This is a genomic window from Methylobacterium mesophilicum (assembly GCF_036441335.1).
In the GTDB taxonomy this organism is placed as follows: Bacteria; Pseudomonadota; Alphaproteobacteria; order Rhizobiales; family Beijerinckiaceae; genus Methylobacterium; species Methylobacterium mesophilicum_B.
Window position 1 is genome coordinate 763,325 of the sequence record NZ_MLBW01000034.1, and the last position, 15,120, is coordinate 778,444.

The following is a 15,120-nucleotide window of genomic DNA, read 5'->3' on the forward strand; positions in this document are numbered from 1 at the left end:
GGAGGCGTCGCCGGGGCTTGCCGCGACGCGCAAGCGAGCGGGCCGGCACGAAGTCGCGGCACAGCTCATCCCGGGGCTTAGCAAAGGTCGCGCTTTACCGCCAAGTTGCCGACGTCGATGACGGGCAACTTACAGGGTCTTCGGGGTCGTTTCTCCGCGCCTGTGTTGCCCTCGTGCAGCAACGAACTCGACCGCGCTGCTCACCGAACCGTGAGGGTTTCGGACTCCGCCCGTTTCGTCGGCAGACCTGCCTCGCCGAGCGGCAGCGACTCGGTGGCGCGCGGCCTGGCCGCGGCATGACCGGTGGCGAGCGATCCCGGCATCGGGTGCCGGGTGCGATATGGCACGCTTGCTGCATTGCCCACGCAGCCGCGCCTGCTGCGGCCGCGGAGCAACGGCGCTCCAAACAGCGGACGGTGTGAGTCCGGATCCCCGGCATGAGCGACCGCGTGACGGTTCGCCCACTTACGACGAGCACCAGCTATGGCCAGCTTCAAAACGGTGATGAAGTCGGGTCACCCCCCGACGCTGTTCGCGGCATTCCTCTACTTCGATTTCTGCTTCGCCATCTGGGTTTTGAACGGAGCCATGGGCCCGTTCATCACCGAGACCTTCAAGCTCTCGCCGGCCCAGACCGGCTTCATGATCTCGCTGCCGATCCTCGCCGGAGCGCTGATGCGCTTCCCGCTCGGCGTCCTGGCCCAGTATATCGGCCGCAAGAACGCCGCGATCACCGAGATGAGCGTGATCATGCTGGCGATGGCCTACGGCTACCTGTTCGTCTCCTCCTACAACGACGTGCTCGCCATGGGCGTCCTGCTCGGCATCGCCGGCGCCTCCTTCGGCGTCGCCCTGTCCCTCGGCTCGGGCTGGTTCCCGCCGGAGCACAAGGGTCTGGCGATGGGCATCGCGGGCGCCGGCAATTCCGGCACCGTGCTGGCCGTGCTGTTCGCCCCGCCGCTGGCCCAGGCCTACGGCTGGCAGACCACCTACGCCTTCGCGGGCATCGTCATGCTGCTGCCCCTGGCGATCATGATCGTGCTCGCCAAGGAGCCGCCGGATTGCGAGCACCAGTCCTTCAAGGAGCACGTCTCCTGCCTGTTCACGAAGGACGGCTGGGCGTTCTCGCTGATCTACGTCATCACCTTCGGCGGCTTCATTGGACTGTCGAACTTCCTGCCGACCTTCTTCTACGAGCAGTTCGCGGTGACGAAGGTCGAGGCCGGGCGCCTGACCATGCTGGCGGCCTTCATGGGATCGGGCATCCGGATCGTCGGCGGCTACTTCGCCGACCGGATGGGCGGCATCGCGGTCCTGTCGGTGGTGCTGCTCGCGGCGATCGCGACCCTGCTGTCGCTGACCGCGACGCCGTCCCTGGCGCTGACGACGCTCCTGTTCATGCTGTGCTTCGCCGCGCTCGGCGCCGGCAACGGCGCGCTGTTCCAGCTGGTGCCGCTGCGCTGGCCGACCAACACGGCCGTGGCCGGCTCGATGATCGGCGAGATCGGGGCGCTGGGCGGCGCGATCCTGCCGAACGTCATGGGCCTGTCCAAGCAGTATACCGGCTCGTTCTCGCTGGGCTTCGTCGGCTACGCCGTCTTCACGGCGATCGTTCTCGGCTGCCTCGCCCTGTGGCAGCGCAAGTGGGTCGGGACCTGGGTCGGGCCGCGCGGCAAGGCGCTCGGTACCGCGACCGAGGCCGAGCCGGGACAGCTCCGGCCCGCGACGGCCTGACCGGCGCCGGGCCGCCATCCCGCGACGGCGGACGCGAGCGGGGGCCCTGGCGGCCCCCGTTTTCGGTTGCACTGCAAAAGACAAATTCGCGTGCCGGATGCAGGTCGGCGGTTGCCTTCCGCCTCGTGACGCGTTTGAATAATGCATTACGAGAGAGCGCCCGGCCGCGATGCCGAGGCGCCCGGCGCCCGCGAGCGGCGGCGCCCCATGGGAGGAACGGTCGATGTCGAAGCGCTTCAGCGCCACGAACGGCGTGCTCGGCCTGCTGTGCGTGATGTACTTCATCACCTACCTGGACCGGGTGAACATCGCCACGGCCGGCGCGGAGATCATGCGCGATTTCGGCATGTCGAAGACCGATTTCGGTCTGATCCTGTCGGCCTTCGCCTACCCCTACGCCATCTTCCAGGTCATCGGCGGATCGGTCGGCGACAAGTTCGGCGCCCGGCGCACGCTGCTCGCCTGCGGGGTGATCTGGGCCGCGGCGACCATCCTGACCGGCATGGTCGGCGGGCTCGTCAGCCTGTTCCTGGCGCGCGTCCTGCTCGGCTTCGGTGAGGGCGCGACCTTCCCGACCGCCACCCGCGCGATGCAGAACTGGACGGCGCCCGGCCGGCGCGGCTTCGCGCAGGGCATCACCCACGCCTTCGCGCGGCTCGGCAACGCGGTGGCGCCGCCGATCGTCGCCTTCCTGATCTACCATTTCGGCTGGCGGACCAGCTTCGTGATCCTCGGCGCGGTGAGCTTCGTCTGGGTCGCGATCTGGTGGCTGTACTTCCGCGACGACCCGTCCGAGCATCCGGCGATCACCGCGGCGGAGCTCGAGACGCTGCCGCCGCCCCGGAAGGTCGGCGCGAAGCAGAGCGTGCCGTGGGGCGCCCTGACCCGCCGCATGCTGCCGGTCTCGATCACGTATTTCTGCTACGGCTGGACCCTGTGGCTGTTCCTCGGCTGGCTCCCGAGTTTCTTCAAGGAGAACTACAGCCTCGACCTGAAGAACTCGGCCCTGTTCGCCTCGGGCGTGTTCTTCGCCGGCGTCGTCGGCGACACGGTCGGCGGCCTGCTCAGCGACTCGATCCTGCACCGCACCGGCAACGTGAAGCTCGCCCGGCTGTCGGTGATCGTGATCGGCTTCCTCGGCGCCGCCGCCAGCCTCGCCGGCGTGTTCATGACGCGGGACCTGACCCTCGTGGCGCTGCTCCTGTCCTCCGGCTTCTTCTTCGCCGAGCTGGTGATCGGTCCGATCTGGTCCGTGCCGATGGACATCGCACCGAAATACGCCGGCACCGCCAGCGGGCTGATGAACACCGGCTCGGCCGTGGCGGCGATCGTGTCGCCGATCGTCTTCGGCGTCATCGTCGACATGACCGGGAGCTGGACGCTGCCCTTCGTCGGCTCGATCGGCCTATGCCTGCTCGGCGCCGTGCTGGCGTTCACCATGCACCCCGAGCGGGAGTTCGTGGATCCCGCCACGCCGTCGGTCGGCCCCGCGGCCGCCGTGCCGGCCGGGGAGTAGCGCGCGATGGCGGAGACCATGAAGCGCTCCGGTCCGCTCGCCGGTATGCGGGTGATCGAGCTCGCCCACATCATGGCCGGGCCGGTCTGCGGGCTGATGCTCGCCGACATGGGCGCGGAGGTGATCAAGGTCGAGAAGATGGAGGGCGACGACACCCGTCGCACCGTCCCGCCCGCCCTCGAGGGCGAGAGCGCCGCCTACATGATGATGAACCGCGGAAAGCGCGGCATCAGCCTCGACCTCAAGGATCCGGACGGGGTCGCGGTCCTGCGCCGCCTGCTCACGGGCGCGGACGCGCTGATCGAGAACTACCGCGGCGGCACCATGGAGCGCCTCGGGATCGGCTACGAGACCCTGAAGGTCGAGTTCCCCGAACTGGTCTACTGCTCGCTCTCCGGCTTCGGCCGCACCGGTCCCTACGCCGACCGGGCCGGGTTCGACCTCGTGGCGCAGGGCATGAGCGGCCTCATGTCGGTCACCGGGGAGGGGCCCGGGCGTCCGCCCATGAAGTGCGGGCCGCCGGTGACCGACATCACCGCCGGCATCCTGGCCGCCATGGGCGTCCTCGCGGCCTACGCGAACCGGCTCCGGACCGGCCGGGGCCAAGCGGTCGACACGTCGCTGTTCGAGGCCGGCATCACCCACACCTACTGGCAGTCGGCCATCGCCATGGCGACCGGGATCGCGCCCGGCCCGATGGGCTCGGCCCACCCGCTCAACGCCCCCTACGAGGCCTTCGAGACCGCCGACGGCTGGATCACGATCGGCGCGGCCAACCAGACCAACTGGCTGCGCCTGCTCAAGGCCATCGGCGCCGATGACCTCGCCGAGGACCCGCGCTTCGCGCTGAACCGCGACCGGATGGCCAACCGTCACGAACTCGCCGCGACCCTCGCGCCGGTCTTCCGGGCCCACAGCTCGGCCGCGTGGCTCGCCCGGCTCGAGGCCGGCGGCGTCCCGGCCGGGCCGGTCCTCGACGTGAACGCGATGCACCGCGACCCGCAGGCGCTCGCCCGCGAGATGGTGGTGGAGGTCGATCACCCGCGGGTCGGGCGCATGAAGACCCTCGGCCTGCCGGTGAAGTTCTCCGAGACGCCGGGGCGCGTCCACGGCCCGGCCCCGTTGCTCGGCGAGCATTCCCGGGCGATCCTGGCAGAGGCCGGCTACGCGCCCGCCGAGATCGACGCGCTGATCGCGCGGGGCGTGGTCCGCGAGACCGCGGCCTGACGCCGCCACCCGGAGACGCCGCGCATGACCGCCAAGCCCGCGACCGACGAGCTGCTGTTCACCACCGACGAGGCCGGCATCGCCCGCATCGTCCTCAACCGTCCGCAGGCGCGCAACGCGCTCACCTTCGCGATGTATCAGGGGCTGATCACCTGCTGCGAGGCGATCGCCGGGAACCCGGCGGTCAAGGCGCTGATCATCACCGGCGCGGGCGACAAGGCCTTCGCGGCCGGGACCGACATCGCCCAGTTCCGCGACTTCAGCACGGCCGAGGACGCGCTGGGCTACGAGCGCTTCATGGACCGGGTGCTGGGCTCGCTGGAGCGGCTGCGCGTGCCGACCATCGCGGCGATCGCCGGGGCCTGCACGGGCGGCGGCGCGGCCATCGCGGCGGCCTGCGACCTGCGCATCGCCACGCGCGACGCGCGCTTCGGCTTCCCGATCGCCCGCACCCTCGGCAACTGCCTGAGCCAGGGCAACCTCAAGCGGCTCTCCGGCCTGATCGGCCCGGCGCGGGTCAAGGACATCATCTTCACCGCCCGGCTCGTCGGGGCCGAGGAGGCGCTCGCCATCGGGCTGATCGGCGAGATGGTGGACGATCGCGCCGCGCTCACCGAGCGGGTCGACACCCTGGCGCAGCTGCTCGCCAACCACGCGCCGCTGACCATGCAGGCGACCAAGGAGGGGCTGCGGCGCCTCGCCGAGGAGGAGGCCGGCGCCGAGGGCGCGCCGCATCCCGGCGATGACCTGATCCTCATGTGCTACATGAGCCAGGACTTCCGCGAGGGCATGGAAGCCTTCCTCGGCAAGCGCCCGCCCAACTGGACCGGGCGCTAGAACCGCACCGGAGGGTGTTGCGACGGTCCGAAGGGAAGGCGTCTTCGGTGTCGCGGCAGTGGCGCCTTGCCCCTCTCCCGCGCCTCGTGCGGAGCGGGAACGGCGCTCACCGCGCCGCTCAGCCCGGCAGCGCGCAGACATCGACCCAGGCGGCGCCGGTCAGCTCGGCCATCCGCGTTGGCGCGATCCGCACCGAGCTGTGGGTGCTGCCGGCCGCCGGCACCACCTCGTCGAACGCCCGCAGCGACACGTCACAGTAGACGGGCAGCGGTGTCGACAGCCCGAAGGGGCAGACGCCGCCCACCGGATGGCCGGTGAGCGCCTCCACCTCGCCGAGGTCGAGCATCCGCACCTTGCCGCCGAAGGCGGCCTTGGCCTTCCGATTGTCGAGCCGCGCGTCGCCGCGCGTCACCACCAGGGCGACCCGATCGCCGACCCGGATGGAGAGCGTCTTGGCGATCTGGGCCGGGACGACGCCGTGGCCCTCCGCCGCCTCGGCCACGGTCGCGGTGCTGGTCTCCAGCACGATCACCGCGATGTCGGGCGCCTTCTCGGCGAAGAAGGCGCGCACGGAGGCGAGGCTCATGGTTCGGTCCGAGATTCGGGATCGGGGCGGCGCGCTCCGCCATAGGCGGCTCCGGGCGCGCCGGCCAGCGCGCCGGCGCGGGCCGCCGCTGCCAGGTCGAACCCGACCTCATCGTGGATCGGCTGCGCGCCGTCGTGCAGGTCGATGAAGTAGCGGGGCATCGGCGCCAAGCATCTCTAAGAGAAGTAGTCTGCCGACAGGATTGGTCTTGCTATGGTTAACAGTGCCTTAAAAGCCGAGCTTTGAGGCCGCGCGGTGGTCCCTCGGCGGCCGGTCAGGATCCGGTGTACCGGGTGAACCGACCTACCGCGTCGTCGTGAGCAGCTGGTCCGGCAGCCACATCGCGATGCCCGGCACGAGGCACAGGATCAGGATCGCCACCGCCATCAGGATCACGAAGGGCAGGGTGCCCCAGATGATGTCCGAGAGCGGGATGTCCGGGGCGATGTTCTTGATGACGAAGATGTTGAGGCCCACCGGCGGGTGGATCAGGCCCATCTCCATGGTAATGGTCATCACGACGCCGAACCAGACGAGGTCGAACCCGGCGGCCTTGAGCGGCGGCAGGATGATCGGCGCCGTCATCAGGATGATCGAGACCGGCGGCAGGAAGAACCCCAGCGCGATCACCAGCGCCAGGATGGTCACCAGAAGCACCCACGGCGAGAGCTGCATCGCGACGATCGCGGCGGCGGCCGATTGCGAGATGTGCAGGTAGCTCATCACGTAGGCGTAGAGCAGCGACATGCCGATGATCAGCATCAGCATGGTCGATTCCCGCAGCGTCGCCGTCAGGATCGGCGTGACGTCGCGGAAGCGCCAGACCCCGTAGATCGCGGCGATCAGCGCCAGGGCCATCAGCCCGCCGAGGCCCGCGGTCTCGGACGGCGTGGCGTAGCCGCCGTAGAGCGCCACCATCACGCCGGTGAGCAGGACCACGAAGGGCAGGACACGCGGCAGCGTCGAGAAGCGCTGCGCCATGCTGTACTGCTCGTCCGCCAGGATCGGCGAGGCCGGCCCGCCGTGCTCCAGGGCCTCCTTCGCGGCGGCGTATTCCGAGCGGAAGCGCACCATCGACCACGCGGCGAACAGGCTGACCAGGAGCAGCCCCGGCCCGATGCCCGCGAGGAACAGCCGCCCGAGCGACTGCTCGGCCGCCACCGCGTACAGGATCATGGTGATCGAGGGCGGCAGGAGGATGCCGAGCGTGCCGCCCGCCGCGATGATGCCGGCCGCGAAGCCCGGCGAGTAGCCGCGCTTGCGCATCTCCGGGATGCCGGCCGAGCCGATCGCCGAGCAGGTGGCCGGGCTGGAGCCCGCCATGGCGGCGAACAGCGCGCAGGCGAAGACGTTGGCGATGCCCAGGCCGCCCGGGATGCGGTGCATCCAGGCATGCATGGCCGTGTAGAGGTCCTGGCCGGCCTTGGACCGTCCGATGGCCGCGCCCTTCAGGATGAAGAGCGGGATCGACAGCAGGGTGATCGAGGCCATCTCCTCGTAGACGTTCTGCGCCACCGTATCGAGGGAGGCGCCGGGCATGAACGCCACCATGAAGGCGAGCGCCACGAAGCCCAGCGCGAAGGCGATGGGGATGCCCGAGAGCATCGCCCCGAGGGTCGCGCCCGCGTACAGGAAGCCGATCGCGGCCGTGCTCATCGTTCAACCTTCGCGGAAACGGTCTGACCCAGCGGATCCGGTCCTCGCGGCGCGACTGCGGCCGCCCCGTGCATGTCGCGATTGACGTCGGCCCCGAGCCCGATCTTGGGCTGCGCCCAGCCGGCGGCCCGCGGCCCGTAGGCGAGGGCCTCGGCGATCTGCAGGACGAACTGCAGGCACAGCAGGCTCATGCCGACCGACATGAGCGTGTAGGGGATCCAGAGGGAAGGACCCCAAGTCGACTGCGAGACCTGACCGTCGACCCAGGCTTCGTGATCGAGCGACCAGCTCTTCCACGCGAAGAACAGGCAGAAGGCGAGGCTGACGACGTCGGCCAGCAGGAGCCGGACCCGGTTCGCAGCGGGCGGGAGGAGGCCGGTCAGGGCCTCGATCGCCACGTGCCCGCGCTTGGCCTGCACGCCGGCCGCCGACAGGAAGGTGGCCCCGATGATCAGGAACACCGCCATCTCGTCCTGCCACTCCGTCGGCTCCTTCAGGAGGTAGCGGACGACGACGCTGTGAGTGAGGACGAGGCAGGCCGCTACCAGGCAGAGGCCGCCCACGGCCAGGATCACCCTGTTGAGGAGGCGCATGCCCCGGTCGAAGGCGCCGAGGAGGCCCGGAAGGCGCGGTTCCTCGGCCCCGCGCGCCTCCGGTGCGGCCGTGGCCGCGTCGAAGCCGTGGCTCACGCGACCTGCTCCGCGAGCTTCAGCAGTTCCGCGCAGTTCGCGTTCTTGGCGGCGTAATCCTTCCAGGCGGTGCTGCGGGCGAGATCCCGCCACTGGCCGAGGGACTTCTCGTCGACCTGGACGACCTTGGCGCCGGCCTTGGCGAAGATCTCCTCGACCCGGGTGTCGTCCTCCTTCGCGCCGGACTGGCCGAAGGCCTCGAGCTCCGTGCCGACCGCCATGATCAGGTCCTGCTGCTCCTTCGGCAGGCCCGAGAACACGATCTTCGACATCATGATCGGCTCGAGCATGAACCAGTAGGAGCGCTCGCGCCCCGAGGTCAGGGCCTTGGACAGCTCCTCCAGGCGGAAGGAGATCAGGCTGGTGGAGGAGGTGATCACCGCGTCGCAGGCGCCGGTCTGCATCGCCGCGTAGGACTCGTTCGACGGGATCGAGAGGGTGGCCGCGCCGGCCTCCTTCATCATCATGTCCATCTCGCGCGAACCGCCGCGGACCTTCATGCCCTTGGCGTCGGCCGGCGACACGAGGGCGCGCTCCCGGCTCGCGACGCCGCCGGCCTGCCAGACCCAGGAGACCAGGATGATCCCCTTCGCGTCCAGGATCTCGGTGAGCTTGCGCCCGACCGGGGCCGCCTTCCACGCCACGGCCTGGGCGTAGGACGTCACCAGGGCGGGCATCAGGCCGATATTGAGCTCCGGGATCTCGCCGCCCGCGTAGGGGCTCGGGTAGAGCGACATGTCGAGCGCGCCCTTGCGCATGGCGCCGAACTGGGCGTTCGTCTTCATCAGCGAGGAGCCCGGGTAGACCTGGACGTCCAGGGCGCCCTTCGAACGCTCGCCGACCATCTTGGCGAACTTCCGGCACATGCGGTCGCGGAAATCGCCCTCGTCGATGGTGCCGCCGGGAAACTGGTGGGACAGCTTCAGCGTCGTGGCCGCCTGGGCGCTGTTGAGGCCGAACCGCAGGATGGCCGGTGCCGCGAGCGTGGCCGCGATCAGCGAGCGACGAGTAGGCGTCATGGAGCTCTCCCGCACCGCAAACAACGCGGCGTTGTTTTGTGCGCTGCAATAGTGCGGCGCCTCGTTGTATGCATGGGAAACCGGCTTGTATATTTTGTCAATGCTCCAGCATAATGTTCGCGCGCGCCGAACATCCGCCGGCCTCAAGGGCGGAGCGGCGTGCGACCCGTTCATCGGGGGAGGGAACGGCAGCATGAGCCACGCGCAGCGGCTGCGGCAGCGGATCGAGGATGAGATCGTCTCCGGCGAGCTCGCGCTGGGATCGCGGCTCGACGAGAATCAGCTCGCGGCCCGCTTCGGGGTCTCGCGCACGCCGATCCGCGAGGCGCTGCTGCAGCTCGCGGTCACCGGGCTGGTGCAGACGAAGCCCCGGCGCGGGGCGATCGTCAGCGCGCCCGAGCCGCACCTGCTGCTCGCCATGTTCGAGACCATGGCGGAGATCGAGGCGGCGTGCGGCCGCCTCGCGGCGCGTCGCCTCGTGCCGGAGGACGCCGCCGCGCTCCGCGCCGCGCTGGAGGGCTGCCGCGCCGCCCTGGCGACCGAGGACACCGAGGCCTACTACGCCGAGAACTACGTGTTCCACACGGTGGTCTACCGGGCGAGCCGGAACGCCTTCCTGGCGGAGCAGGCGCTGTCGCTCCATCGCCGCTTGGCCCCCTATCGCCGGCTGCAGCTGCGCGTGCGCCAGCGCCTGCCGCAATCGCTGGCCGAGCACGAGGCGATCGTCGCCGCGATCATCGCGGGCGACGAGGCCGGCGCCGCGGACGCGCTGCGTAGCCACGTGATCGTCCAGGGTGACCGGTTCACCGATCTGGTGGCGGGCTTGCGGGCGCAGAGCGCCGCCTGAAGGCAGGCGCCGCGACGGTGCCGATACCGACGGTCCGGCCGGATCCGGGCCTGGCCCGGGACGATCCGTTCATGGTGCCCTAACCCTACGGGCAGGTCGGACTGCGTAGGTGTTCCGCGCGACTCGACCGTAAGTTGCATAACCGGCATTGTTCGCCCGCAACCGGGGACAGAGCATGCTGAAGGACGTCGTCAGGAGCGCGGGCCGCCGGGCGGGCGTGGACATCTTCCGGGCGAGCCGGGAGGCGTTCCGCTGGAGCCACACGGTCCACGATTACTACCCCGTCGTTCCGTCCGCGCGCTGGACGCCGGGCCGGGCGCCGCACGGCCAGCTCAAGGCAGTGCTCGGCCGGTCCCGGGCGGCCTACGACCGGTTCCTGACGGAGCTCGAGGTTTGGGCCGACCTGCTGCACAGCGTCCCGCACGACGCCCCGTCGGCCGGCAGGGCGTCGCCCCACTGGAACAACACGTGGTTCACCGCCCTCGACGGCGCCGCGCTGATGACGATGCTGGCCTGGAAGCGCCCCGAGCGGTTCTACGAGATCGGGTCCGGCTGCTCGACCTGCTTCGCCCGGCACACGATCGACACGCTGAAGTTGCCGACGCGGATCACCTCGATCGATCCGATGCCGCGGCGCGAGATCGACGCCCTGTGCGACTGGACCGTGCGCAGCCCGCTCGAATCGTGCGACCTGAAGGTCTTCGAGGAGCTGAAAGCCGGCGACATCCTGTTCTTCGACGGGTCGCACCGCTCCTTCGCCAATTCGGACGTGACGGTGTTCTTCTTCGAGGTGATGCCGCGCCTCGCGCCGGGTGTCATCGTGCAGATCCACGACATCTTCATCCCGGACGACTACCCCGCGGCATGGAACTGCAGGCTGTACAACGAGCAATATCTGCTGGCGGCGATGCTCCTGTGCGGCGCGCCGCCGTTCCGGGTGACCGCGCCGGTGATGTATATCTGTCAGGATGCCGAGATGAGCGCCCGGGTCAGGACGGTCTTCGCCGCCCGCGGCGCCGGCCCCGACATCCCGTTCCTCTACGCGAACGATTCGCGCACGCCGGGCGCGTCGTTCTGGTTCGAGATGACCGGGATGCCCGGCTGATCGCGGGTGCGGTCTCCGGCGACCGAGACGTTCAGGCGGTCTCGGCCGCCCCGTAATTGGCGGCGATCACCGATTTCTTCCCGCGGATGTGCTCGCGCATGAGCACGGCCAGCGCGGCGCCGTCGCGGGCACGCAGCAGTTCGATCATCCGCTCGTGCTCGGAGACGGCCCGCGCCCATTGTTCGGGCGTCTGATGGGCGGAGTAGCGCGAGCGCTGGATCCGGCCGGACAGGCTCTCGTAGATGTTGGCGAGGATCGTGTTGCGGCTCGCCGCCATGATCCCCTCGTGGATCCGGCGATTGTGGCTGAAATAGCCGGCCTCGTCCCCCGCCTGCCAGGCCTCGACCATCGCCGCGTGATCGACCACCAGGGCGTCGATGTCGGCGTCGGTGATCGTTCGGCAGGCCAGATCCCCGGCCGTGGCTTCGAGGCCGGCGATCACCTCCATCATCTCCTCGAGTTCGGCATCCGAGATGCTGGCGACGCGGGCCCCGCGGTTCGGGAGCAGCTCCAGCAGACCTTCCGTCGCCAGGATCTTGATCGCCTCGCGCAGCGGCGTCCGCGAGATCCCGAAGCGCTCGGTCAGCTCGCTCTCGTTGATCCGCGCCTTCGGCTCCATCTCGCCGGACCGGATCAGCTCGCGCATGCGCTCGGCGACCTCGTCGTGGAGGTAGCGGCGGCTGATGCCGATCCCGGGCTCGATTTTATTCATGGTCCCCCGACACACACAGATCAGTGCGACCTGTCGTGTATGTGTAGGTGCCCGGCAATGGAGTGTCGAGGTACGAGGGCTCGATCCAGCACGCGAGCCACATGTTCCGCCCGGAGGCCCAGTCCGTCGTGGATCTGGTGGCGGCAACTCGTCCCGTCGGCCACGACGAGATCGTCGGGCCCGGCGGCGCGCAGCGCCGGGAACAGCGACAGCTCCGCCATGGCGAAGGACGTCTCGATCGATTCCGGCCGGTAGCCGAAGGCGCCCGCCATCCCGCAGCAGCTCGACTCGATGATCCGCAGGTCGAGTCCCGGCACCGCCCGAAGCATGGTCTCGACCGAGCCCATGATGCCGAAGGATTTCTGATGGCAGTGGCCGTGCAGGTGCGCGACCCGGCCACGCTGGTCGGCGAACGGCAGCGCGATGCGGCCGGCCGTCAGGTCGGATGCCAGCAGTTCCTCGAACAGGAAGGACTGCTTGGCCAGCAGCGCGGCCTCGTCGCCGGGCAGAAGCGCCGCGAACTCGTCCCGGAAGGTGAGCAGGCAGGACGGCTCCAGGCCGACGACCCGCGCACCCGCACGGAGGAACGGCAGCAGCGCGTCGAGGGTGCGGCGCGCCTCCTGACGGGCCCGGTCGGTCTGGCCGGCGGAGAGCCAAGTCCGGCCGCAGCAGAGGGGGCGCCGCCCGCGGGACGGGTAGACCCGGTGCAGCCGGTAGCCGGCAGCCCGCAGGACGCGCTCGGCCGCCTCGAGATTCTCCCGCTCGAACGCCCGGTTGAAGGTGTCGCCGAACAGGATCACGTCGCGGAAGTCGCCCACGACGTCCTGCGCGTGGGCAGGCTCGCCCTCCTCGCCCCACGGCCGCCGCCAGCGCGGCAGCGAGCGCTTGGCCGAGAGCCCGGCGAACCGCTCCGAGAGGGCGGCGAGGGCCGGATATCGGTCCCGCAGATTGAGCAGCGGCGCCAGCCGCGCTGCGGCCCCGGCATAGAGCGGCATCGTCGCGATGAGGCGCTCCCGCAGGGGCAGCCCGTGGCGTGCGTGGTAATGGTGCAGGAACTCGATCTTCATCTTGGCCATGTCGACGCCGGTCGGGCACTCGCGGCGGCAGGCCTTGCAGGAGACGCAGAGATCGAGGGTGCGCTTCATCTCCGGGCTGGTGAAGGCGTCCTCGCCGAGCTGGCCCGAGATGGCGAGCCGCAGGGAATTGGCCCGGCCGCGGGTCAGGTGCTGCTCCTCCTTCGTCACCCGGTAGGAGGGGCACATGGCGCCGCCGGCGAGCTTCCGGCAGGTGCCGTTGTTGTTGCACATCTCCACCGCGGAGCCGAAGCCGCCCCAGTCCGACCAGTCGAGGGCAGTCGTCGTCGGCGCCGAGACCGCGTAGTCCGGCTTGAACCGGAACAGGCCGCGATCGTCGAACTTCGGCGCCCGCACGATCTTGCCGGGGTTGAGCCGGTTATCCGGGTCGAACGCGTCCTTCACCGTCTCGAAGGCGCGGGTGAGGGTCGCGCCGAAGAGCGGCTCCACGAATTCCGAGCGGGAGATCCCGTCGCCGTGCTCGCCGGAATACGAGCCCTTGTAGCGGCGCACCAGCTCGGACGTCTCCTCCGCGATCGCCCGCATCCGCCGGACATCGCCGGCCTCCTTCATGTCGAGGATCGGGCGGACATGCAGGCACCCGACCGAGGCGTGGGCGTACCACGTGCCGCGTGTGCCGTGCTTGGTGAACACCTCCGTCACCGCGTCCGTGTAGTCGGCGAGGTGCTCCAGCGGGACGGCGCAATCCTCGATGAAGGAGACCGGCTTGGCGTCGCCCTTCATCGACATCATGATGTTGAGGCAGGCCTCGCGGACCTCCCAGACCAATCTCTGCCGGGCGGGCTCGACCACCTCCACGACGGCGTCCGGGAAGCCGTGATCGGCCATGCAGGCGTCGAGGCGCTTCAGGTCGCGCCGGAGCGACGCGAGGTCGTCCCCGGCGAACTCGGTGAGCAGCAGGCAGTTCGGCTTGCCCTTGGTGATGTCGGCGAGCGTCGTGCGGAACAGCGGGATGTCCGCGCCGAGCACGAGGACGTTGTTGTCGACGAGTTCGACCGCCACCGGGTCCAGCCCGACGATGTGCCGCGTCGTCTCCATGGCGGCCCGGAACGACGGGAAGTGGCACACGCCCATCACCCGGTGCGTCGGCAGGCGCGAGAGCTTCAGCGTCACCGCGGTGGTCGCGGCCAGCGTGCCCTCGGACCCGACGAGCAGGTGCGCGAGGTTCGGTTGCGCCTCGATCAGCGCGTCGAGGTTGTAGCCGCCGACGCGACGTTGAACCTTCGGGTAGCGGGCCTCGATCTCGGCGCGGTGATCCTCGGCGAGGCCGCGCACCCGACCGGCCAGCGCCGCGGCCCGATCCGACCCGGTCACGCCGGAATGGGCGTTGCCGGTCAGGCCGAAGCCGAAGGCCTCGCCGTCGTGGAGCAGCGCCTCGATCGCGAGGACGTTGTCGCTCATCTTGCCGTAGCGCAGGGAGCGGGCCCCGCAGGAATTGTTGCCCGCCATGCCGCCGATGGTGCAGCGGGTCGCCGTCGAGGGCTCGACCGGGAAGAACCAGCCGTCGGCCTTCACCCGGGTGTTCAGGCGCTCCAGCACCATGCCCGGCTCGACCGTGATCGTGCCGGCCTCCGCGTCGTAGGCCAGGACGCCGTTGAAGTACCGCGAGCAGTCGACCACGAGGCCGGACCCGATCGGCTGGCCGTTCTGCGAGGTGCCGCCGCCCCTCAGGATCACCGGGGCGCCGTGCTCGGCGGCGACGCGCAGGGTCGCGGCGATGTCCGCGGCGGAGCGCGGCAGCACCACGCCGGCGGGCATGATCTGGTAGATCGAGGCGTCGGTGCTGTAGCGCCCGCGCGTGAACGCGTCGAAGCGCGCCTCACCCTGGAGTTGCTCCGCCAGCCGGCGCGGCAAACCGGCCTCGAGGCGCGCCGCTGCACGCGGCGCCGGGGCATCCGCCCTCGCTTCCGTCACGATCGATCCCTCCCGAGATGGGACGCGCCCACCCGCGGGGAAATGTATTCAAAATTCACGGCTGAGCAAAGCGGCCGCGGCGTCGCGCTGTCGACCCGGCTGACGGCGCCCTGTGCAGCGGCATGCCCCGAAGGCCCGCGGCGATCCTCGCCCGGCGCGCGGCGCGTCTCGACCCGGCGAGGAC

General features: G+C 70.1%; 13 protein-coding genes. 6 read left to right on the plus strand and 7 right to left on the minus strand.

The window, feature by feature from the left end; all coding sequences use genetic code 11:
• Positions 1-483 precede the first annotated feature (483 nt).
• From MMR14E_RS24335 to MMR14E_RS24350, 4 genes are all read left to right on the plus strand, one after another.
• A complete protein-coding gene (locus MMR14E_RS24335; RefSeq protein ID WP_331317837.1) occupies positions 484-1,734 on the plus strand; it encodes a nitrate/nitrite transporter in 1,251 nt (416 codons plus the stop codon).
• A 223-nt stretch (positions 1,735-1,957) separates the two neighbouring features.
• Positions 1,958-3,250 (plus strand): MFS transporter, encoded by a 1,293-nt coding sequence (locus tag MMR14E_RS24340; RefSeq protein WP_331317839.1) that lies wholly within the window; start codon positions 1,958-1,960, stop codon positions 3,248-3,250.
• A gap of 6 nt (positions 3,251-3,256) precedes the next feature.
• Positions 3,257-4,477 carry a CoA transferase gene (locus MMR14E_RS24345; RefSeq protein ID WP_331317841.1) on the plus strand — a complete coding sequence of 407 codons (1,221 nt, stop codon included), beginning with the start codon at positions 3,257-3,259 and terminating at the stop codon, positions 4,475-4,477.
• 24 nt (positions 4,478-4,501) lie between these two features.
• Complete coding sequence (locus MMR14E_RS24350; protein WP_331317843.1) at positions 4,502-5,314, plus strand: enoyl-CoA hydratase/isomerase family protein; 813 nt, start codon at positions 4,502-4,504, stop codon at positions 5,312-5,314.
• 118 nt (positions 5,315-5,432) lie between these two features.
• Here MMR14E_RS24350 and MMR14E_RS24355 read toward each other — a convergent pair whose 3' ends face one another.
• The 5 genes from MMR14E_RS24355 to dctP form a co-directional block, all read right to left on the minus strand.
• The gene (locus MMR14E_RS24355; protein WP_331317845.1) at positions 5,433-5,900 is read right to left on the minus strand and encodes a YbaK/EbsC family protein; all 468 of its coding nucleotides are present in this window, start codon (positions 5,898-5,900) and stop codon (positions 5,433-5,435) included.
• Positions 5,897-6,061, minus strand: coding sequence for a DUF6894 family protein (locus MMR14E_RS24360; RefSeq protein WP_331318679.1), 165 nt, complete (start codon positions 6,059-6,061; stop codon positions 5,897-5,899). Before MMR14E_RS24360 ends, MMR14E_RS24355 begins: the two co-directional genes overlap by 4 nt.
• A gap of 142 nt (positions 6,062-6,203) precedes the next feature.
• Entirely contained in the window at positions 6,204-7,556 is a 1,353-nt protein-coding gene (locus tag MMR14E_RS24365) for a TRAP transporter large permease (protein ID WP_331317847.1), read from the minus strand.
• Positions 7,553-8,245, minus strand: coding sequence for a TRAP transporter small permease (locus tag MMR14E_RS24370; protein ID WP_331317849.1), 693 nt, complete (start codon positions 8,243-8,245; stop codon positions 7,553-7,555). The genes MMR14E_RS24365 and MMR14E_RS24370 overlap by 4 nt, the downstream gene beginning before the upstream one ends.
• Positions 8,242-9,264 (minus strand): TRAP transporter substrate-binding protein DctP, encoded by a 1,023-nt coding sequence (gene dctP / locus MMR14E_RS24375; RefSeq protein ID WP_331317851.1) that lies wholly within the window; start codon positions 9,262-9,264, stop codon positions 8,242-8,244. The genes MMR14E_RS24370 and dctP overlap by 4 nt, the downstream gene beginning before the upstream one ends.
• A 193-nt stretch (positions 9,265-9,457) precedes the next feature.
• On the opposite strand from dctP, the gene MMR14E_RS24380 reads away from it, so the two are divergent.
• Both MMR14E_RS24380 and MMR14E_RS24385 read left to right on the plus strand, forming a co-directional pair.
• Entirely contained in the window at positions 9,458-10,111 is a 654-nt protein-coding gene (locus MMR14E_RS24380) for a GntR family transcriptional regulator (RefSeq protein ID WP_331317853.1), read from the plus strand.
• A 175-nt stretch (positions 10,112-10,286) separates the two neighbouring features.
• On the plus strand, positions 10,287-11,216 hold the full coding sequence (locus MMR14E_RS24385) for a class I SAM-dependent methyltransferase (RefSeq protein WP_331317855.1): 930 nt from the start codon (positions 10,287-10,289) through the stop codon (positions 11,214-11,216).
• A gap of 31 nt (positions 11,217-11,247) precedes the next feature.
• On the opposite strand, the gene MMR14E_RS24390 is transcribed toward MMR14E_RS24385, so the two are convergent.
• Together MMR14E_RS24390 and MMR14E_RS24395 are read right to left on the minus strand one after the other, a co-directional pair.
• Positions 11,248-11,928: a GntR family transcriptional regulator gene (locus MMR14E_RS24390; RefSeq protein WP_331317857.1), complete on the minus strand. Its 681-nt coding sequence runs from the start codon at positions 11,926-11,928 to the stop codon at positions 11,248-11,250.
• A gap of 20 nt (positions 11,929-11,948) precedes the next feature.
• Positions 11,949-14,936 (minus strand): FAD-binding and (Fe-S)-binding domain-containing protein, encoded by a 2,988-nt coding sequence (locus MMR14E_RS24395; RefSeq protein ID WP_331317859.1) that lies wholly within the window; start codon positions 14,934-14,936, stop codon positions 11,949-11,951.
• Positions 14,937-15,120 lie beyond the last annotated feature (184 nt).